This window comes from Streptomyces sp. NBC_01264, assembly GCF_026340675.1.
Lineage (GTDB): Bacteria > Actinomycetota > Actinomycetes > Streptomycetales > Streptomycetaceae > Streptomyces.
In genome coordinates this window covers 1,970,830-1,991,028 of the sequence record NZ_JAPEOX010000001.1, presented here as the reverse complement: position 1 = coordinate 1,991,028, position 20,199 = coordinate 1,970,830, and the positions used below count along the sequence as shown (strand labels likewise).

Annotated in this window: 19 protein-coding genes; 10 read left to right on the top strand and 9 right to left on the bottom strand. The window is 68.4% G+C overall.

All coding sequences use genetic code 11. From position 1 onward, the window contains the following. The first annotated feature begins 16 nt into the window (after window positions 1–16). The gene (locus OG435_RS09105; protein WP_266876326.1) at window positions 17–241 is read left to right on the top strand and encodes a hypothetical protein; all 225 of its coding nucleotides are present in this window, start codon (window positions 17–19) and stop codon (window positions 239–241) included. Window positions 242–397: 156 nt separating this feature from the next. Here the strand turns inward: OG435_RS09105 and OG435_RS09100 are convergent, their stop codons facing one another. Further along, on the bottom strand, window positions 398–1,276 hold the full coding sequence (locus OG435_RS09100; protein ID WP_266876325.1) for a potassium channel family protein: 879 nt from the start codon (window positions 1,274–1,276) through the stop codon (window positions 398–400). A 405-nt stretch (window positions 1,277–1,681) separates the two neighbouring features. Between OG435_RS09100 and OG435_RS09095 the strand changes: the two genes are divergently transcribed. Both OG435_RS09095 and nhaA read left to right on the top strand, forming a co-directional pair. Next, window positions 1,682–3,229 carry an alanine/glycine:cation symporter family protein gene (locus tag OG435_RS09095; protein WP_266876324.1) on the top strand — a complete coding sequence of 516 codons (1,548 nt, stop codon included), beginning with the start codon at window positions 1,682–1,684 and terminating at the stop codon, window positions 3,227–3,229. A 247-nt stretch (window positions 3,230–3,476) separates the two neighbouring features. Continuing rightward, window positions 3,477–4,775 carry a Na+/H+ antiporter NhaA gene (nhaA, locus tag OG435_RS09090; RefSeq protein ID WP_266876323.1) on the top strand — a complete coding sequence of 433 codons (1,299 nt, stop codon included), beginning with the start codon at window positions 3,477–3,479 and terminating at the stop codon, window positions 4,773–4,775. Between the two features lie 410 nt (window positions 4,776–5,185). Here the strand turns inward: nhaA and OG435_RS09085 are convergent, their stop codons facing one another. Together OG435_RS09085 and OG435_RS09080 are read right to left on the bottom strand one after the other, a co-directional pair. Beyond that, complete coding sequence (locus OG435_RS09085; protein ID WP_266876322.1) at window positions 5,186–5,341, bottom strand: hypothetical protein; 156 nt, start codon at window positions 5,339–5,341, stop codon at window positions 5,186–5,188. Between the two features lie 59 nt (window positions 5,342–5,400). Further along, window positions 5,401–5,721 carry a hypothetical protein gene (locus OG435_RS09080; RefSeq protein WP_266876321.1) on the bottom strand — a complete coding sequence of 107 codons (321 nt, stop codon included), beginning with the start codon at window positions 5,719–5,721 and terminating at the stop codon, window positions 5,401–5,403. A gap of 204 nt (window positions 5,722–5,925) precedes the next feature. Between OG435_RS09080 and OG435_RS09075 the strand changes: the two genes are divergently transcribed. Then, window positions 5,926–7,179, top strand: coding sequence for a cation:proton antiporter (locus OG435_RS09075; RefSeq protein ID WP_266876320.1), 1,254 nt, complete (start codon window positions 5,926–5,928; stop codon window positions 7,177–7,179). Next, a complete protein-coding gene (locus OG435_RS09070; RefSeq protein ID WP_266876319.1) occupies window positions 7,166–7,372 on the top strand; it encodes a hypothetical protein in 207 nt (68 codons plus the stop codon). Before OG435_RS09075 ends, OG435_RS09070 begins: the two co-directional genes overlap by 14 nt. Window positions 7,373–7,610: 238 nt before the next feature. Here OG435_RS09070 and OG435_RS09065 read toward each other — a convergent pair whose 3' ends face one another. The 6 genes from OG435_RS09065 to kdpB (OG435_RS09040) form a co-directional block, all read right to left on the bottom strand. Continuing rightward, window positions 7,611–8,699 (bottom strand): SPFH domain-containing protein, encoded by a 1,089-nt coding sequence (locus OG435_RS09065; protein WP_266876318.1) that lies wholly within the window; start codon window positions 8,697–8,699, stop codon window positions 7,611–7,613. Window positions 8,700–8,702: 3 nt separating this feature from the next. Beyond that, entirely contained in the window at window positions 8,703–9,134 is a 432-nt protein-coding gene (locus tag OG435_RS09060) for an NfeD family protein (protein WP_266876317.1), read from the bottom strand. A 250-nt stretch (window positions 9,135–9,384) separates the two neighbouring features. Further along, the gene (locus tag OG435_RS09055; protein WP_266876316.1) at window positions 9,385–9,723 is read right to left on the bottom strand and encodes an ATP-binding protein; all 339 of its coding nucleotides are present in this window, start codon (window positions 9,721–9,723) and stop codon (window positions 9,385–9,387) included. Between the two features lie 278 nt (window positions 9,724–10,001). After that, window positions 10,002–10,472 carry a hypothetical protein gene (locus OG435_RS09050; protein ID WP_266876315.1) on the bottom strand — a complete coding sequence of 157 codons (471 nt, stop codon included), beginning with the start codon at window positions 10,470–10,472 and terminating at the stop codon, window positions 10,002–10,004. 983 nt (window positions 10,473–11,455) lie between these two features. Continuing rightward, window positions 11,456–12,262 (bottom strand): SDR family NAD(P)-dependent oxidoreductase, encoded by an 807-nt coding sequence (locus tag OG435_RS09045; protein WP_266876314.1) that lies wholly within the window; start codon window positions 12,260–12,262, stop codon window positions 11,456–11,458. Between the two features lie 338 nt (window positions 12,263–12,600). Continuing rightward, window positions 12,601–14,814, bottom strand: a complete 2,214-nt coding sequence (gene kdpB / locus OG435_RS09040; RefSeq protein ID WP_266876313.1) for a potassium-transporting ATPase subunit KdpB — start codon at window positions 14,812–14,814, stop codon at window positions 12,601–12,603. 355 nt (window positions 14,815–15,169) lie between these two features. On the opposite strand from kdpB (OG435_RS09040), the gene kdpF (OG435_RS09035) reads away from it, so the two are divergent. The 5 genes from kdpF (OG435_RS09035) to kdpB (OG435_RS09015) all read left to right on the top strand — a co-directional run bounded on the left by kdpF (OG435_RS09035) (window position 15,170) and on the right by kdpB (OG435_RS09015) (window position 20,196). Further along, complete coding sequence (gene kdpF, locus OG435_RS09035) at window positions 15,170–15,259, top strand: K(+)-transporting ATPase subunit F (RefSeq protein ID WP_252310259.1); 90 nt, start codon at window positions 15,170–15,172, stop codon at window positions 15,257–15,259. A 52-nt stretch (window positions 15,260–15,311) separates the two neighbouring features. Continuing rightward, a complete protein-coding gene (locus OG435_RS09030) occupies window positions 15,312–16,058 on the top strand; it encodes a DUF4118 domain-containing protein (protein ID WP_266876312.1) in 747 nt (248 codons plus the stop codon). Window positions 16,059–16,298: 240 nt separating this feature from the next. Then, window positions 16,299–16,388, top strand: coding sequence for a K(+)-transporting ATPase subunit F (kdpF, locus tag OG435_RS09025; protein ID WP_018845955.1), 90 nt, complete (start codon window positions 16,299–16,301; stop codon window positions 16,386–16,388). 8 nt (window positions 16,389–16,396) lie between these two features. After that, window positions 16,397–18,061, top strand: a complete 1,665-nt coding sequence (gene kdpA / locus OG435_RS09020; protein ID WP_266876311.1) for a potassium-transporting ATPase subunit KdpA — start codon at window positions 16,397–16,399, stop codon at window positions 18,059–18,061. Then, the gene (gene kdpB / locus OG435_RS09015) at window positions 18,058–20,196 is read left to right on the top strand and encodes a potassium-transporting ATPase subunit KdpB (RefSeq protein ID WP_266876310.1); all 2,139 of its coding nucleotides are present in this window, start codon (window positions 18,058–18,060) and stop codon (window positions 20,194–20,196) included. The genes kdpA and kdpB (OG435_RS09015) overlap by 4 nt, the downstream gene beginning before the upstream one ends. Window positions 20,197–20,199: the final 3 nt, after the last annotated feature.

Below are 20,199 nucleotides of genomic sequence, written 5' to 3'. Positions count from 1 at the left end.
AAGAAGAGGAACGGGCATGGCCAAGCCAGTGCATGCGGCGATCGGCGACACCTGGATCCGCTGTCTGATCTGCCAGAGCGACGAGTTCCGCAAGCGGGAGGTCAAGCTCAACAGCTTCGGCATGGAGTTCCTGAAGCTCGCTTGGGCCGATGAATCGGCTACCGGACTCATCTGCTGGGAGTGTGGCTACGTGCATCTCTTCGTGAACCGGGACATCCGGCTGTACCGCGTCAGGCAGTGACACGAAGCCGTTGGCGCGCGAGGGTTCTGCGTCGGAGACCGTCCAGGCCTCCGACGTCGTCTGGTCCTGCGGGACGGCCACCGCCGGGGTGAAGCGGGGCAGGGCGCCCGTAGGCGCGGAGGACCTGAGGGCCGTCAACGCGACACCACCGGAGTGTCACTGAACGCCGGAGTGACGCCTGTGGTCGCGTGCGAACGCGTCGAAGACCTGTCGTGCCGTGCCCCGGGTGTAGAGGAAGCGCTCGTCGAGGATGGCGGCCAGGTCGTCCAGCGCGGCTCGGAGCACGGCCGCGGACAGCCGGACATCAGGGTGGCGGGCGGCGGCAGCCCGGTCCGCCAGATTCATCGCGCCGGTGATCTGGCAGGAGAGGGAGATACGGTCGTCGCCGTCGTAGAAGTAGTAGGACTCGGCGTACTGCTGGAAGTCGACCGAGATCACGGACACTCCGGCAGCGAGGCTGTCGAGGACCGCCGCGCCCGCGTCTGCGTCGATCTGCTCGGTGGTGGGGTGCGTGCGGGCGAGATGCGAGAGCCGGAGGGCAAGGGCGCGCCGGCGGGCCAGGGCCGGGTAGATCCCGAGGGTCCACGCGACCGTCGCGCTCAAGAGGGCGAAACCGACGAGGGCTTCCATGGGGGCGAGGATGCGCAGCCATCCCGCGGTGGGTGCGATGTCGCCGAGGCCGAGGGTGGAGACGTGGACCAGAGATACGTACATCGCGTCCAGGAAACCTGCGTGGTCGGCGGGTCTGAGGCCGGCGGTGTACGTGAAGGCGTCCGGCATGTGCGGCCAGTAGATCAGGGCCCATCCCACGACCGCGGTAAGGGCCCACATCGCGACCACGGCCACCATGGCGACCGGCCCGGCCAGCCCAGAGGCGCGGCGCCGCGGGGTCAAGGAGGAGGGCAGCCGCCACAGGGCCGTCATCACGAGGCGGCTGAGACCACCGTGGCGCGTGGGGTGCCACAAGGTATGGAAGACGTCCCGCAGCAGGGTCAGCACCAGGGTCGCGCCCGCGGCGGTGATCAGCCAGTTCATCCGGGTCCCTTTCCCGCTCGCGTTCGCCTCGGCTTCCCGGTCCTGGAGCCCGCGTCGACCGGTGTCCACATTTCGATGTGTTCGCTCAGGACAACCTCAGATCCGGATAACGATCGCATTACCGACCCTTGGGGTCAGGGGCTCGGCACCCAGGGTAGTGACGTGCGTCACTAAAGATCCCATAAAGAGCGTGCTAAGAATGCGCAACTCCGTTTCCGGCCTACCCCTCGCCGGATCACGGAGTGCCGGCACGCACCGGCTTTGCATGGCCAGGGAGGTCACGGTCCGAGTCCGCGGACCATGCCGCCCGGGCCGCCGATCGGACAACGGATTTCGCTCCATGCCCGCCCGCACTCACACCGGCGCACCGCACAGCACCGGTCTGCGCCATCGAGGTAAAGCCTGATGTCACTCGACACCATCACCACGTCCGTAGACGAAGCCGTCAGCGGATTCTTCGAGCCCATCGCCAAGTGGCTCGGAGACATCGTCTTCTACTCCGTCCCCGTCAACGGGACACAGATTCCGCTGATCGTGGCCTGGCTCGTCGTGGCCGGTCTGGTCTTCTCCGGCTGGTTCGGCCTGGTGCAGATACGCAAGTTCCGCCTCGCCGTGAACGTGGTGCGCGGCAAGTACGACGAGGACGGCTCGGCCGGTGAGGTCAACCACTTCCAGGCGCTGACCGCGGCGGTGTCCGGGACCGTCGGCCTCGGCAACATCGCCGGTGTCGCCGTCGCCGTCTCCATCGGCGGTCCGGGCGCGACCTTCTGGATGATCCTCTGCGGCCTGCTCGGCATGGCCACGAAGTTCGTCGAGGTCACCCTCGGCGTGAAGTACCGCGAGGTGCACGCCGACGGCACGGTCTCCGGTGGCCCGATGCACTACCTGCCCAAGGGCCTGGCCGACCGCTTCGGCGCCAAGGGCCTGAAACTGGGCAAGGTGCTGGGTGTCCTCGCCTCCGTGATGATCCTCTTCTTCGGCCTCTTCGGCGGCAACCTCTTCCAGGTCAACCAGTCCTACGCCCAGCTCGTCTCCGTCACCGGCGGCGAAAGCGGCCTGATGGGCTCCTCGGCCGGCGCGCTGTTCTTCGGCATCCTGATCGCCGCCCTGGTCGGCATCGTGCTCCTCGGCGGCATCCGCTCCATCGCCTCCGTGACCAGCAAGCTCGTCCCGGCGATGGCCGGCATCTACATCGCCGCCTGCCTCGTGGTCATCCTGGTCAACGTCTCCGCGGTGCCGTCCGCGATCTCCTCGATCATCGAGGGCGCCTTCAACCCGCAGGGTGTCGCCGGTGGTGTCCTCGGCGCACTGATCGTCGGCTTCAAGCGGGCCGCGTTCTCCAACGAGGCCGGTCTCGGCTCCGCGCCGATCGCGCACTCCGCGGTCAAGACCAAGCACCCCGCCAGCGAGGGCCTGGTCGCGCTGCTGGAGCCGTTCATCGACACCGTGGTCATCTGCACGATGACCGCGCTGACGATCGTCATCGCCAACCCGGCCAGCTGGGGCGCGGCCCGCAAGAACGAAGGCCCCGGCGGCGTGACCATCACCTCCGACGCCTTCGCCACGGTCCTGCCCTGGTTCCCCTACATCCTCACCGTCGCGGTGATGCTGTTCGCCATCTCCACCGTGCTGACGTGGGGCTACTACTGCATGAAGGCGTGGACGCACCTCTTCGGCCGCAGCAAGACCAGCGAGCTGACCTTCAAGGTCTTCTACACGCTGTTCGCGGTCGCCGGTTCGCTGCTCACCCTGCAGACCCTGATCGACATGGCCGACGCGGTGCTCTTCATGCTCGCCGTCATCAACATCATCGGCCTGTACCTGCTCGCGCCCGTGGTCAAGCGGGAGCTGGACAAGTTCCTCGAGTTCGTCCGCCGCCGCGACGCGGGTCTCGACACGGACACCGAAGCAGACGAGGACGACGACCAGGAGCTGGTGAAGGCCAGCGTCTGACCGCCCCCGCGGCCCGGCTCCTGAGCGGGCTCGTACACACCTCGCGCCTTGGTGTGTACGAGCCCGCTCGTTTGCGTTTCAGCAGGTGAGAAGCCCTCTGGCGGTATCCGGGCATCTCCCATAGGGTGTAAAGAACGCGTCAACGGGGCAGCCGAGCTGCCGGTGACGCGCGGTGTGCCGGGAAGTCTGGTCGGCGATGTAGGGGCCGTGCGCCCATTTGCAGCCGACGCCCCGGAGGGCCACCGCCATGACCAGCCCACGCCCTCGCGTCGTGTTCGGACTCATGCCATGGCCCGAACGTCAGGCCATCGCCTCCGCCCTGCGCACCGAGACGATCGGCGGCCTCGTCCTGCTGGCGGCAGCCGTCGTGGCCCTGGTCTGGGCCAACAGCCCGTGGAGCGGGGCGTACGAGGCAATACGCGACTTCCACTTCGGGATACCCGCCCTCGGGCTGGACCTGTCGCTCGGGCACTGGACCGCCGACGGGCTCCTGGCGGTCTTCTTCCTCGTCGCCGGCATCGAACTCAAGCGCGAACTCGTCGTCGGCGAGCTGCGCACCCCCGCCACGGCTGCCCTCCCGGTCGTCGCCGCCGCGTGCGGCATGATCGTGCCTGCCGCCCTGTACGCACTCACCGCCGGCCTGGGGGGCGGCAGCCTCGACGGCTGGGCCGTGCCGATGGCCACCGACATCGCCTTCGCCCTCGCCGTCCTCGCCGTTATCTCCACCCACCTCCCCTCCGCCCTGCGGGCCTTCCTGCTCACCCTGGCCGTCGTCGACGACCTCGGTGCCATCCTCATCATCGCGATCTTCTTCACCAGCGACCTGAACTTCTGGGCGCTGGGCGGAGCCTTCGCTGGCTTGGGAGTCTTCTACTTGCTCCAGCGGCTCCGAGTCCGCGGCTGGTGGTTTTACGTACCGCTCGGTATCACGATCTGGGCCCTGATGTACAACAGCGGCATCCACGCCACCGTCGCGGGCGTCGCCATGGGGCTCATCCTGCGGACCACCCGCGACAAGGGTGAGGACAGCTCCCCGGGGGCCCGCGTATCGCACCTGGTGCACCCGTTCTCGGCGGGCATCGCGGTGCCGCTCTTCGCCCTCTTCGCCGCCGGCATCAGCATCTCGGGACCTGCGCTGGCCGAGGTGTTCACCAGCCCCGAGCCCCTCGGCGTCTTCATCGGCCTCGTCGTCGGCAAGGTCCTGGGCATCTTCCTTGGTACCTATCTCGCCGCCCGCTTCACCAAGGCGGAGCTCAACCCCGACCTCGCATGGGCCGATGTCCTCGGCCTCTCCGTCCTGGCCGGGATCGGCTTCACCGTCGCCCTCCTCATCGGCGAACTCGCCTTCCCGGGTGCGGAAGCCGGTGAGCACGTCAAGGCCGCCGTCCTCATCGCCTCCCTCACCGCGGCTGTACTCGCCGCCGTCCTGCTCCGGCGCCGGAACAAGATCTATCGGCATCTGTACGAGGAGGAGACCCTCGACGCCGATGCCGACGGCATCCCCGACATCTACCAGCGCACCCCCGCGCCCGGCTCCAATGGCTGACGCGAAGGAGACGGCGGGTGGGCAACGCTCCTGGGGATGGCGATCGTCATTGCCGCCCTCGTGATCAGGACAGCGGTCACCGAGCTGCGAGAACCCGGGGCCGGGCGTCGACAGTGGCGTTTTCTGCGGGATGTGCATTGGTGGCCGGGGCGGTGGTGGCATGTGTCCTCGCCCAGGCCGACTGGCGTCGGCCGGGTCGCCGGCCCTGACCTGGGCGTTGCTGGCGGGGGCCTTGGTCGCGTTAACCATTGGCGGACGCCCGCCTCCGGACTGACTCTCGCACGACCGTCGTCGTCAGATGCTTTCGGCTGCCGCCCGACGTTGAACGGCAGCACACTGAGCGCGAGCGGGCACCGTTCCGAGCGGTCGGTGCGGACTGGCAGGAGCGCCGAGGGCGTCTTCCTGTCGGCTCAGCCTTGGCCGGCCCGTGAGCCCAGCATGACCAAGCCTGTGATGAGCGTGGCGAGGCCAATGACCAGCACCGGAGATCCGGGGCCCGGCAGGACGTACAGCAAGGCGCCGGCCAGCGTCATAGGAACGCCGACGATCACGAGGGCGACCGCCATACGGCGTTCCGTGAGGTTGCACCGCACCCACCCAAGGAGCCTGCCTCCAGGCATCGCGATCAACTCTTCGCTCGCGAGTCCACGCAGCGTGGGGTCCGTTCGGCGCGCAGGAAGCACACTGCGGCCGCCACCACGAAGCCGAAGCCCAGGCCTGTGCAGGCCATGACGACGCCCGATGGTGCGTCGATCATGCGCGGGACGGCGTTCAGCGGCATCACGGCATAGAGGCAGAGGAAGGCCCATGCGTAGGGACGGACGGCCAGCCGCCGCCCCCGGAGCCCGCGCGGCGTCCAGCCGCCCAGCACCGCCAACGCCAGGGGGAGCACGAGCAGTGTGCCTACCGCCAGCGCGATGCCGTGGTACAGCGGATTTCCGTTCATGGACACCTCTCTGATGCGTACGCCCACGATAGACGGCCGATAAGTGACGCGTTCATGCCGGAGTCCGGCAATGTGCGGCTGTCCGGACTGCCGTCAGAGCCCCGTCAAGACGACGTAAGGGATACGTAAAGTAGCCGGTGGAGTGCCGGGAAGCCTGGTCGGCGGATACGGGACACATCTCTTCTCGAATCGGGGGCTTCTGCCATGGTGCTCGTCGCTGTCTTCGGTGTGGCGCTGCTGATCGCGGTCCTCTTCTCCGGGCTCGCCGCCCGCACCGTGCTCTCGACCTCGCTGCTGTTCCTCGCGGGCGGAGCCCTGGTCAGCGACGGGTTCCTCGGGCTGATCCACATCACCGCCGACAGCCCGATCGTGGCCGTCACCGCCGATCTTGCGCTGTTCGCCGTGCTGTTCACCGACGGCATGCACGTCTCCTTCCCGAAGCTGCGGGAAAACTGGAAGAATCCGGCCCGCGCCCTGGGGCTCGGTATGCCGCTGGCGATGGCCGGCATGGCGCTGATCACCCACTACCTCGTCGGGCTGGACTGGACGACGTCCTTCCTGGTGGGTGCGGTGCTGGCGCCGACGGACCCGGTGTTCGCCTCGGCCATCGTGGGGCGCAAAGAGGTACCGGCGAAGCTGCGCCAACTGCTCAACGTGGAGAGCGGCATCAACGACGGTCTCGCCCTTCCGGTGGTCCTGATCCTCATCGCCGTCGCAGGACCGACCTCCGGCCAGATGCAGGCATCCATCCCGATGATCGGTCTGGAGCTCGGGCTGGGGCTCCTCTTCGGGATCGTCCTCCCGTTGGTGGTCACCGGCCTGGTGCGGCTCCGACTGCTGGGGGCGGAGCCCAAGCTCCAGCCACTGCTGCCCCTGGCGACCGGCATCATCCTGTACGGGCTGTGCCACCTCACCCACGCCAACCCCTACCTCGCCGCCTTCTCTGCCGGCGCCGTCCTGGCATCCGTGTCGCCCGAGGCGAAGACGGTCTTCGAGCCGCTCGGCGAAGCGCTCGCGGAGCTGGCGAAGTTCGCCGCCCTGCTCGTCTTCGGAGCCCTGCTCACGCCCCAGCTCTTCGGCGACCTGTCACTCGGCGGGTACGCAGCGGTGATCCTGGCGATCGTCCTGATCCGCCCGGCCTCGCTGCTCCTGTCGCTGCTGGGCACCCGGCTGGAGCGGCGGGAGAAGATGGTCGCCGCCTGGTTCGGGCCCAAGGGCTTCGCGTCCGTCGTCTACGGCCTGCTGGTTCTGCAGGCCGGCATCCCGCAGGGCAAGGAGGCATACACCCTCATCGCGATCTGCATCGCCTTCTCGATCATCGCCCACAGCAGCACCGACGTACCGATCGCGCGCCTTTTCCACGTCGACGACCTCGCCGGAATCCCCGCCGCCGGCTCACCCAGGCCCTCCCACCCGCCAGTCACTACTGACCCGGAGACGAGCCGTGTCCAGTCGTAAGACGAGTCGCGGCGAGCGGTCACGCAACCGACGCAGGCGGCGTCTGCACGCCAAAGGGGTGCTGGCCTTCCTCGGCGGGCTGGGTGGCGTCGTGGTGCCTGCGGTCCTGCTCGCGCTGCTGCCCAGAACCGTCGCGGACGCGCGGGCGGCGGGCATCGGCCCAACCCTGCACCACGCCCCAGGCGCTCCCTGAAGAGGAATGCGTACGAACCGCCCCGGTATCGGGCCATGTGAGTGGTCGCCGTCGGCGAAGGCTTGGAGGCTCGCCGGCGGCCCTTCCGGTGCCCAGGGATCAGCAAGGCATGCCGACAACCGGTACACCAAGGTCACGTTGACGAGGCTGCCGAGCGGTTGCGTTCGGGTGTCTCCCGTGCGCGAGAACGGCGCTGGAGCATCTGTGCGTGGCGCGTCCGGATCGACCCGAAGTCGATTCAGTTCGGTGGACCGGGCGGGGGCGCTGCCTTATCGCCCGACCCGCTGGAGTCGCGACGTGCTGTGAGCGCGCTGACGGTGACGGCCTCACTGTCGGCCTCGGCGGCGTCGGCGAGGGCTTCGGCGGCGGCTTCCGCGGCTTTCGCCGCGTCGTTCGCGGCCTGGACGGCCAGGTCGTCCGAGGACGCCTCGCGTGTGGCCGCGGACTGGGGGAGGGCTTCGGTGAAGGCGCGCGTCACGTTCTGGAGGGCGGAGGTGACCTCGCCGGGTATCACCCAGAACGTGTTGCCCGGGCCCTGTGCGAGCTGGGGGAGCATCTGGAGGTACTGGTAGGCGAGGAGCTTGGGGTCGGGGTCGTTGCGGTGGACGGCCTGGAACACCTCGTCGATGGCTCGCGACTGCCCCTCGGCCTTGAGGATCTCGGCGGTCCGGTTGCCTTCGGCACGCAGGACGGCGGACTGCTTGTCGCCTTCCGCGGTGAGGATCTGGGACTGGCGCTGCCCCTCGGCTCCGAGGATGGCGGCCCGCTTGTCCCGCTCGGCCCGCATCTGCTTCTCCATCGCGTCCTTGATGGACTGCGGCGGGTCGATGGCCTTGATCTCGACCCGGTTGACCCTGAGTCCCCATTTACCAGTGGCTTCGTCGAGGACACCGCGGAGCTGGTTGTTGATGGTGTCGCGCGATGTCAGGGTCTTTTCCAGGTCCATGGAGCCGACGACGTTGCGCAGCGTCGTGACGGTCAGCTGTTCCACCGCCTGCAGGAAGTTCGCGATCTCGTAGGCGGCCGCGCGCGGGTCGGTGACCTGGAAGTAGAGGACGGTGTCGATCTCGACGACGAGATTGTCCTCGGTGATGACCGGTTGAGGTTGGAAGGAGACGACCTGCTCGCGCAGGTCGATGACCGGGTAGACGCGGTCGATGTAGGGGATGACCACGTTGAGCCCGGGCTTCAGGGTCCGGTGGTAGCGTCCGAGGCGCTCGACGTTGCGAGCGCGGGCCTGGGGGACGATCCGGACCGCCCGCACCACGGTGAAGACTGCGAGGGCCGCGACGAGCAGGCCGGCTATGAGGAACGCGGAGATCTCCATGGCTCACTCCCGGGGATAGACGAGCGCGGTGGTGCCTTTGATCTCGATGACATCGACGGTCGTGCCGGGAGGGATCACCAGCGTCTCGTCGTAGGCACGCGCCGTCCATTCCTCACCGCCGATACGGACCCTGCCACCCCACTTCGACACCTCTGATGTCACGTAGGCGGCTCCGCCGATCAGGGCGTCCACGCCGAAGCGCCCCTCCTGCGATGAAGACAAGCGGCGAAGCGCGACCGGGCGGACGAAGACCAAGCCGACCGTCGACACGACCGCGAACACCAGAAACTGCCAGGGAAGGGGCAAACCGGCGGCGGCGAATACGGCTGTGACCAGCGCTGCGCCCCCCAGCAACCCGAGAGCGGCGGTGAGGGTGATGATCTCCACTGCGCCCAGGATCAGAGCTGCAATCAGCCAGATCAGCCAGGAATCCATGCCCTACGCCTCCTCGCAAGCGAAGGAGAGTGGCTATATACCTTTTGTAGTGTTTTACCCATACGTTCTGCCGAGAACCGGGCTGCGCAGTCCGCGCGCTCCTGACCCGTGACCTGGACCTCGCGCGAGGCTTGGGCGGCGGCCGCTTCGCGATGCCATGGCTGAGGGATGAAGCCTTGAAGAGGTCCACGCCTTCGAGGAGGGCAGCCCCCCCGCAGGCTGTGCGTTTCCGCGGCCCGATCTCTCATCGTCAGCGGCCTGCGGCGTCCGCGGCCGGATCGTCGGTGAGCAGGATGAAGGCGGTGATCCGTTTGCCGACGGGTTCGCGGCGGACCTGAAAGGTCCGGGCGGAGGCCATGACGATCTCGATGCCGTGATGTCCCACGCGGGTGGGTTCTGGAGGCAGGATCGTCGGCAGGGCCGGGTTGCTGTCCCAGACGGTCACGTCCACGCAGCCGTCCCGGACTTGGAGGGTCAGCAGGCTGGGGCCGGGCGCGTATTTGCGGGTGTTGGTGACCAACTCGCTGACGACCGGCTCCACCAGGTCCAGAACGCGGTCCGAGATCCGCAGACCATGGACCCTCTGCACGCCGGCCAAGAAGGAGCGGGTAAGCAGCCGCGCCCCGGCGATCGGCTCGCTGCCCTCGAATGCGGCAGAGAGTGACAGAGGGCGGGGGAGTGGCGTGGTGTCCGGTTCGGTCCCCTCCGCCGCCTCGTCCGTGTCGGGCCGGTCTCCTGCCGGACGGCCACCTCGCCCGATCCACTGCCAGGTCATGGCTTGCAGGCTCCGGTCGACGGTGGGGCGGGGAGAGGGGGAGGTGGCGGTGGTTGTCGGCGTACGTCCTGAGCTCCCGTACGCCGACAGCGCTATCGGCGGCGGGCTGAGGCGGCCATGGCAAGGCCTGTGATCAGCATGGCCAGGCCGATGATGAGAAACGGGAATCCGGGGCCAGGCAGGATGTGCATGGCCGCTCCGGCCAGGGTGAGGGGCGCGCCAACCGCGGCCAACACCTTTCCGATCTGCCGTTCCGACACGGCCTGCTCCTTGCTCCGCGCGACCGCGGATGTGGGGTCGGGAGTGTCACGGCCGGTGAGGAACGCGGTGAGTGCCCCGGCGAGAAGTGCCCAGGCAGATGCCGCCCAGCCGAAGCGCTGACCGCCGATCAAGATGATGGCTGAGGCGACCGTCGCGCCGACCGCCATGGCCCGGGCATTGGCGGCGAATGCCCACTGCCGCTGGGCACTGCCCGGATCCCGGAGCTCGGTGAGCGCTGTCCGGATGACCAGGGCAGCGATGACGATTACCGGTGCCAACAGCGAGGTTCCACCATCGGCCATCAGATGTGGTGTCCGTCCGCGCCGACTGTCTCGGCTTTGGGAGCGGTGAGCCCGGGCCGGGGTGGGACACCGGGGAGTGGCGGTCGGGGGGAGGAAGTGTCATGTGGGTCGGTGGGCATCGCGGTTGGCTTTCGGCGTCGGCGAGAAAGGGCGCACTGCCCTGGGGACGCCGACCAGACTTCCCGGCACACCGCGTGCCAACTCTTGACACGTTGTTTACACCGTATCCACCGGAGGCCGGGTTGTCTGCCCCGCACCCGGCCCATGGACACTTCGGTGTCAGGTCGTGATCACCCCTGGCGGGAGGCACACCACCAAGCGGCGAGGGCCGACAGAACGAGTGCGCCGGCGGCGACGATTCCCGGCCGCTCACCAGGCGTCGCGTAGAGGGCGGCACCGGTGATCGTGAGGATCACTCCCATAGCGGCAAGCGGTGAGCCGGGACAGCGCATGCGAGCGCGGGGGTTCGCTCGGCGTTGGCCGGGATGGGAGTGGTGGCTCATGAAGGGACTCCTGGCAGGAGGGCTTTCTCAGAGCGAAGCTTCCCACGGGCTGTCCGCCGTGTCCGCTGGTTGTGTCCGGTCTCTCGTCAGCCGGGAGGTGGGAGGCCAGCGGGTCCCCTTGGCCGCTTCGTGCGGCCAAGCGGTGGAGGAACCAAGGTCCAATGGTGGTGAGCTGGACCCCCACCAGGGCCGCGGCGCCGGGGCCGCCACCGCTTCGTACAGGTGGAGCTGCGAGTGCGCACCGTCTACGACGCTCTGGGGAACGCGCCCAGCAGGCTCCCGACCAGCAGTGTGACCGCGACGGGTCAGGGAGAGATCTCGATCATCGGTCTCCGTACCCATGGGAGGCGGGAGTGGGGCGGCCCCGGTTGTTGGGCCGCCCCACTCCTGGGCCGGATCGCACAGCGGTCAGCTCCGGCTGGCCCTGCCTCCGTGGTCGGCGGCCCTTTCGCGGCGAGCTTTCTTCTTCCGGGTCCTCCTTCAGCCGGAGTGGCTGACGAGCAGGTCTGCGAGCTTGTTCAGCCGCTTGACGGTCCGTTCCTCGGTGGCGGCGGGTGCCGGCTCCATGCGCCGGCCGCGGTCGTAGTAAGCGCCGTTGACGATCTCGACGGCCGGGTCGCAGAGCCGCGCGACGTGGGCGGCGCCCTCGGCGGCCGAGGTGCCTTCGTGGCCGTAGAGGGGCCGCAGTGCGGTCTCACACACACCCGGATCGACGGAGACCGCGGTGACGCGCGGGTCGGCGGCGAAGACCGTGAGTGCCAGCTGGGACTGGGCGTAGGCCGCCAGCCTGGAGTAGCGGCGGGTGCGGTTGGGGTCGTTCCACATGATGGAGGCTGTGCGGTGCATTGAGGAGGAGACGTTGACGACGCGGCCGCCCGGGGCGCTGGTCAGCGCCGGTTCGAGGAGGTTCGTCAGGAGGTAGTGGGCGAGGAAGTTGACCTGGAAGGCGAGTTCGTTGCCATCGGGTGTCACGGTGTGGCGCTCGGGGGCGGCGACGGCGGCGTTGTTGACGAGGACGTCGAGATGCGGGTGCCCTGTGATGATCCGGTTGGCCAGCCGCTCGACCTCGTCGAGGTGGGCGAAGTCCGCCGCGCACGGGCGCAGTAGTTCTGCGTCGACGTCGGCGGTGGCGATGAGGCGGTCGGTGGCTGCCCGGGCCTCCTGCGGGGTGCGGCCGTGCAGCAGGACGGTGGCACCGCATTCGGCGAGCCGACGGGCGGTCTCGTAGCCGATGCCGGAGGTGGCGCCGGTGACCAGGATGGTCCGGCCGGACAGGAATGAAGGCATGGTGGTTCCTGTGGAAGGGCATAGCTGCGGAGGGGACACGAAGTGCCCCGCCGGCCATGCGGTGAGGTGAACGCGGGTGTGTGCGGACGCGAGTGCGCCGGCGTTGCATGGTGATCGCGGCGAGCCCGGAAGGGCCTCCCGCACGGGTCAACGGGTGCTAGCGCACTGGAGGGCGCGCAGGGCGCTTCGCGGGCGGCATCGACGTGAGCCGGGCACGGATCAGTCCTGATGGCGGCCGGTCGTCGTGGCGCTGACCGATGTTCACGGTATCCATCCAACGTGCTTGCGACGACGGGTTCAAGTGCCCTGACGGCTCCTTGACTCGGCTCTGACGGATCTCATCCGAGGCCGGGAACGGCGGACACCAGCAGGTCGATGAGCTTGATGCCCACGAAAGGCAGGATGAGGCCGCCCAGTCCGTACAGGGCGAGGTTTCTGCGCAGGAGATCGTGTGCGGAGGCGGGCGTGTAGCGGACGCCGCGCAGGGCGAGGGGGATCAGGGCGATGATGATCAGGGCGTTGAAGATGATCGCCGAGGTGATGGCGGACTTCGGGCTGTGCAGGCCCATGATGTTGAGCGCCTCCAGCCCCGGGTAGGCGGCAGTGAACATGGCGGGGATGATCGCGAAGTACTTGGCGACGTCGTTCGTGATGGAGAACGTGGTCAGTGCTCCCCGAGTGATGAGGAGTTGCTTGCCGATCTCGACGATCTCAATGAGCTTGGTGGGGTTGGAGTCGAGGTCCACCATGTTCCCGGCCTCCTTCGCGGCCGAGGTGCCCGTGTTCATCGCGACGCCGACATCGGCCTGAGCCAGGGCCGGAGCGTCGTTCGTGCCGTCGCCGGTCATCGCGACGAGCCTGCCGCCCGCCTGCTCGTGCTTGATCAGCGCGAGCTTGTCCTCGGGGGTGGCCTCGGCGAGATAGTCGTCGACGCCGGCCTCTTGGGCGATGGCCCTGGCAGTGAGAGGGTTGTCGCCGGTGACCATGACCGTACGGATGCCCATGCTGCGCAGCTCCGCGAAGCGTTCCCGGATCCCTTCCTTGACCACGTCCTTGAGATGGATGATCCCCACCACCCGCGGGCCGTCCCAGTCATGGACGGCGACCAGCAGGGGTGTACCACCGGACGCGGAGATCCCGTCGGACCAGTGCAGGGCCTCGCTCGGCACGCTCCCGCCGCGCAGCGAGACCCATTCGGCGACCTGAGCCGCCGCGCCCTTGCGGATGGCGCAGGCGGCGCCGTTGCTCCAGCTCAGGTTGATTCCGCTCATCCGGGTCCGGGCGCTGAAATGGGTGAACGTCGCATTGCTCAGCTCCCCCTCGGCGGGCGGCTGAAGGCCGTACTGCCGGGCGAGCACGACGATGGAGCGCCCCTCGGGGGTCTCGTCGGCGAGCGAGGCCAGCTGGGCGGCGTCGGCGGCCTTGAGGTGGTCCACCCCGGGGAGCGGCACGAAGGAGGCCGCCTCCCGGTTGCCGAGGGTGATGGTGCCGGTCTTGTCGAGCAGCAGGGTGTTGACGTCGCCGGCGGCCTCGACCGCGCGCCCGCTCATCGCGACGACGTTGCGCTGGACGAGGCGGTCCATGCCGGCGATGCCGATGGCGGACAGCAGGGCGCCGATGGTGGTGGGGATCAGGGTGACGAGGAGGGCCACCAACACGGTGGTGGTCTGGGCGGCGCCCGCGTGTGCGGCCATGGGCTGGAGCGTGACGACGACCAGGATGAAGGTGACGGTGAGCGCCGACAGCAGGATGTTGAGCGCGATCTCGGTCGGGGTCTTCTGCCGGGTGGCGCCCTCCACGAGGGCGATCATGCGGTCGATGAAGCTGTGCCCGGGGCGTGAGGTGACCCGTACGACGATCGAGTCGGAGAGAACGGTCGTACCGCCCGTCACGCCTGATCGGTCGCCGCCGGACTCCCGGATCACCGGGGCCGATTCGCCGGTGACGGCTGACTCGTCGACCGCTGCGGCGCCGTCGATCACATCGCCGTCGGCGGGGATCATCTCCCCCGCCTCCACCAGGACCACATCGAGCGGCTGGAGGCCGGCCGGTGAGACGGCCTCGGTCTCGGCGTGCCGGAGGTTCATGCCGTACGTCCAGTGACGAAGGCGCAGCGCGACGATGTCTGTACGCGCCCGGCGCAGCGACTCGGCCTGGGCCCGGCCGCGCCCTTCGGCGACGGCCTCGGCGAAGTTGGCGAAGATCACCGTCAGCCAGAGCCAGATGCTGATCACCCAGGTGAAAACGGACGGGTGGACCAGAGCCGAGAGGGTGGTCAGGACGGACCCCACCGCCACCACGAACAAGACGGGCTTCCTGACGAGTTCACGGGGACGCAGCTTGCGCAGGGCTTCCTGGAAGGAAGCCGCCGGCTGCACGGAGTCCAGCAGGGGCCGCCGCCCTGGGCGTCTGTGAGGTGGCCGGTTGACGGGAGCCTGCGACGGGGTCCGGACGGGAGGTACCTGCCGGGTGGCGCGGGAGGCATGGAGAGACCTATCGGTGGGATCGGCTGGGCCGGAACGAGGGATGCACCGCCGGGGGACCCGTCCCATAGGGGCCCCTCCGGCTCGTCACACGACGTTAGGATCCCCTGGCGGTGCAACGGGCAGGAACCTACCGGTCGTTGAGCCCATGCCCAGCGTCCGGAGCCGGTAATTGGCGAGGTCTTGACGGGTGTGCGGTGACTTCCGTCAGGACTCCGTCAGCGAAACATCAACAGGTATGGATCCGCCGGCCCTGCCGACTCGCTGAGGTTCCGGTTCCTGTACGTCACGGGGTGTCGGCGAGTGCTGGACGGTTTCCGTATGAAGTCCGACAAGACAGCGTCAGCACGGGCGCGGTCCGCCCGGCGCGGGTGCATCGTCGCATTGCGGGGCCGCCCCGCGTGGCCGAGAGAACGGATCGCAGATGGACCTGGAGAATGTCGTCGGGCTGCTCGTGGCCGTTTCCCTGCTCGCATACCTCGTGGCAGCCCTGATCAACCCGGAGAAGTTCTGAGCCGACGTCCTTCGGGGTCCGTCCCGAGACGGATGAACTGGAAGGTGACCGAATGCCCCGGTACCTGGCGAGTGACCGTGTCGCACTGATCGGGGCGCTCGTCCTGCCCTTCCTGGTCGCCCTCGCGCTCGTGCCCTTCCGCAGCCGGCTGGCGGAGACGAACGAAGCACTGATCCTGGTGGTGGCCATCGTCCTGGTGGCCGCCCGTGGCACCCGCCTCGCCGGGGCGCTCGCGGCCGTCTCGGCGGCGGCCTGGTTCGACTTCTTCCTGACCCGCCCCTACCAGCGCTTCACCATCACCGACCCGGACGACATCCAGACTGCCGTCCTGCTGCTGGTGGTCGGACTCCTCGTCGCCCAGCTCGCCGTCCGGGTGCGACGGCTCGAGGTGGTGACGGTGACAGATGCCGATCACCTCTCCCGCCTGCACGCCACCGCCCGTCTCGCTCAGCGCGCCGGATCTCCCGAGGCCGTGGTGGACCACGTCCGGGGCGATCTCACCGAGCTGCTGGAGCTGCGGGGATGCCGCTTCGAATACGGGTCCCTGCTCGGCCGCCCGCCACGGCTGGAGCACGACGGCAGTGTGTCGGTCGGTCGCCGCGCCTGGGATCTGGAACGCAACGGCTGGCCCGAGGGCGAGATCGAACTGCGCGCCAGTGGCAACGGTCACTACTACGGCCGGTTCATGCTCGCCCCCACGCCGGGTTCGGTGCCTTCGGTCCAGGCGCGCCGGGTGGCCGCGACACTCGCCGACCTGACCGGCTCTGCCCTCGACACGGCGTTGCCCGGCGAGGGCTGAACAGGGCTTGCGTATCGGAGCCGCGTAAGGATTCCGTCAAAGGCGCCACGTCCGGCGTATGGGAGCCGTCAAGGCCCCTTAACGACGCTTCCGGGATGCGGTTAGCTCTGGATCGGCCAGCTGGCCGATCTTTTACTTCCACTTCCTCCAGGAGCTCACGATGGCCGATGTGGCCTTCGTCGTCACCACGATCGCGGTTTTCGCGCTGGTGGCTCTCATCGCCAAGGGGGTGACGAAGCTGTGACTGCCGAGAACATCGTCGGCCTGGTCGTGGCCGTCGCTCTGCTGGGATATCTCGTTCTCGCCCTCGTCAAGCCGGAGAGGTTCTGAGTCCCGATATGAGCCCCGTTCTTGCTGACGTGCTCCAGGTGGCGGCGCTGATCGCCGCCCTGGCCCTGGTGCACCGCCCCCTGGGCGACTACATGGCCCGCGTCTTCTCCTCCGAGAAGCACCTGCGGGTCGAGAAGTGGATCTACCGCAGCGTCGGCGCCAATCCGAACGCCGAGATGCGCTGGTCCGCCTACCTGCGCGCGGTGCTGGCCTTCTCGGCCGTGAGCGTGCTGTTGCTGTACGTGCTCCAGCGCGTACAGCACGTGCTGCCGCTGTCGCTCGGCTTCGAGGCGATCACCCCGGACCAGGCGTTCAACACGGCCGCGTCCTTCGTGTCGAACACGAACTGGCAGTCGTACTCGGGCGAGACGGCCATGAGCCACGTCACCCAGACCGCCGGCCTGGCCGTCCAGAACTTCGTCTCGGCGGCAGTCGGCATCGCCGTCGCGGTGGCCCTCGTACGCGGTTTCGCCCGCTCCCGCACGGGCGAGCTGGGCAACTTCTGGGCCGACCTGGTGCGCGGCACCGTCCGCATCCTGATCCCCATCTCGGTGATCGCCGCGATCCTGTTGGTCGCCGCGGGCGCCATCCAGAACTTCGGCGGCATCCACGAGCTCACCACGGTGACCGGGCAGACCCAGAGCATCTCGCCGGGCGCGGTGGCCTCCCAGGAAGCCATCAAGGACCTGGGCACCAACGGCGGCGGCTACTTCAACGCCAACTCCGCCCACCCCTTCGAGAACCCCAACGGCTTCTCGAACCTGCTGACGATCTTCCTGCTCCTGGTGATCCCCTTCTCGCTGCCGCGCACGTTCGGCCGCATGGTCGGCAACGTCAAGCAGGGCTACGCGATCGTCGCCGCGATGGGGACGATCTGGTTCGTCGGCGTGATCCTGGTGACCTGGATCGAGTACGCCCACCCGGGCACCGCCTCCCAGCTCGCGGGCGGGGCGATGGAGGGCAAGGAGCAGCGGTTCGGCGAAGGCGCGTCCTCGCTGTTCGCGGTCTCCACCACCATGACCTCCACCGGGTCGGTCAACTCCTTCCACGACTCCTTCAGCGGCCTGTCCGGCGGTGTGCTGCTGCTCGGCATGATGCTGGGCGAGATCGCGCCCGGCGGCGTGGGCTCCGGCCTCTACGGCATGCTGATCATGGCGGTCATCGCGGTCTTCCTGGCCGGTCTGATGGTGGGCCGCACCCCGGAGTACCTGGGCAAGAAGATCGGCACCCGCGAGATCAAGTTCGCGGCCTGCTACATCCTCATCACTCCCGCGCTGGTACTGGTCGGTACCGCCGTGGCGATGGCCCTGCCGGACGGCAAGGAGGCCATGACCAACGTCGGGGCGCACGGCTTCTCCGAGGTCCTGTACGCCTATACCTCCGCCTCGAACAACAACGGCTCGGCGTTCGCCGGCTTCGGCGCCAACACGCCGTTCTTCAACACGACGCTGGGCTTGTGCATGCTGCTGGGCCGCTTCCTGCCCATGGTGTTCGTGCTGGCCCTGGCCGGCTCGCTCGCCGAGCAGAAGCCCGTCCCCGAGACCGCGGGCACCCTGCGCACCGAGAAGCCCCTGTTCACGGGGCTGCTCGTCGGCGTAATCCTGATCATCACCGGTCTGACGTTCTTCCCGGCGCTGGCGCTGGGGCCGCTCGCCGAGGGGCTGGGGTCATGAACACCAACGTAAAGAAGCACGAGGACCCGATGTCCACCAGCACGGGGACCCCCGCGCCGCACAGCGATGTTCCGACGGGGCACAAGCCCGAGAGCGGCCGCGTGGGCGCCGGTCTCTTCGACCCCAAGCAGCTGCTGAAGTCCTTCCCGGACGCGGTCCGCAAACTCGACCCCCGGATCATGATCAAGTCCCCGGTCATGTTCGTGGTCCTGATCGGGTCGGTGGTCACCACCGTCCTGGCGATCACCAACCCGACGGACTGGTTCGGCTGGGCCATTACGGCATGGTTGTGGCTGACCACGATCTTCGCGAACCTCGCGGAGGCCGTCGCCGAGGGACGGGGCAAGGCGCAGGCCGACACTCTTCGCAAGGCCAAGACCGACACCGTCGCCCGCCGCATCGTCGGCAAGAACGAGGAGCGCGTCCCGGGCACCGAGCTGCGCATCGGCGACCTGGTGGTGTGCGAGGCCGGCGACATCATCCCCGGCGACGGTGACGTCGTCGAAGGTGTCGCGTCCGTGGACGAGTCCGCCATCACGGGGGAGTCCGCCCCGGTCATCCGCGAGTCGGGCGGCGACCGCAGTGCGGTGACCGGCGGTACGAAGGTCCTCTCGGACCGGATCGTCATCAAGATCACGACAAAGCCGGGCGAGACCTTCATCGACCGGATGATCAACCTGGTGGAGGGCGCGGCGCGGCAGAAGACGCCGAACGAGATCGCGCTGAACATTCTTCTGGCTTCCTTGACGATCGTCTTCCTGCTGGCCGTGGTCACGTTGAAGCCGTTCGCGATCTATGCGGGCGCCGACGAGCAGACCTCGATGATCGTGCTGACCGCGCTGCTGGTCTGCCTGATCCCGACCACGATCGGGGCCCTGCTGTCCGCGATCGGCATCGCCGGCATGGACCGCCTCGTCCAGCGCAACGTGCTGGCCATGTCCGGGCGAGCCGTGGAGGCGGCCGGAGACGTCTCGACGCTGCTGCTCGACAAGACAGGCACGATCACGCTGGGCAACCGGCAGGCCGCCGAGTTCGTCCCGGTCACGGGCACCACCGAGGCCGAACTGGCCGATGCTGCCCAGCTGTCCTCGCTGGCCGACGAGACCCCCGAGGGCCGCTCGATCGTGGTCCTGGCGAAGGAGAAGTACGGGCTGCGCGAGCGCCACCAGGGCGAGCTCGCCCACGCCGAGTGGATCGCGTTCACCGCCCAGACCCGTATGTCCGGTGTCGACGTCGACGGCAGGAAGACCCGCAAGGGTGCGGCCGGTTCGGTCATCACCTGGGTCAAGGAGCAGGGCGGTCAGGTCTCCGACGACGCCGACCTTCTCGCCAACCGCATCTCCGAGGCCGGCGGCACGCCGCTCCTGGTGGCCGTGGAGGACGAGAAGGGCGCGCGCGTCCTCGGTGTCATCCACCTCAAGGACGTGGTCAAGGAGGGCATGCGCGAACGCTTCGACGAGCTGCGGCGCATGGGCATCAAGACCATCATGATCACGGGAGACAACCCGCTGACCGCGAAGGCCATCGCGGAGGAAGCGGGTGTGGACGACTTCCTCGCGGAGGCGACTCCCGAGGACAAGATGGCCCTCATCAAGCGGGAGCAGGCCGGCGGAAAGCTCGTCGCGATGACCGGCGACGGCACGAACGACGCACCCGCCCTGGCCCAGGCCGATGTCGGCGTGGCGATGAACACGGGCACCTCGGCCGCGAAGGAGGCCGGGAACATGGTGGACCTGGACTCCAACCCCACCAAGCTCATCGAGATCGTCGAGATCGGCAAGCAACTCCTCATCACCCGAGGCGCCCTGACCACCTTCTCGATCGCCAACGACGTCGCGAAGTACTTCGCGATCATCCCGGCCATGTTCGCGGTCGCCTACCCGGGCCTGGACAAGCTCAACATCATGGGCCTCGCCTCGCCCGAGTCCGCGATCCTCTCCGCGGTCATCTTCAACGCGCTGATCATCATCGCGCTCGTCCCGCTCGCCCTCAAGGGCGTCCGGTACCGGCCGACCAGCGCGGACAAGATGCTCCGCCGCAACCTCGGGATCTACGGCCTGGGCGGCCTGGTCGCCCCGTTCATCGGCATCAAGCTCATCGACCTGCTCATCTCCCTCATCCCCGGAATCGGCTGATCG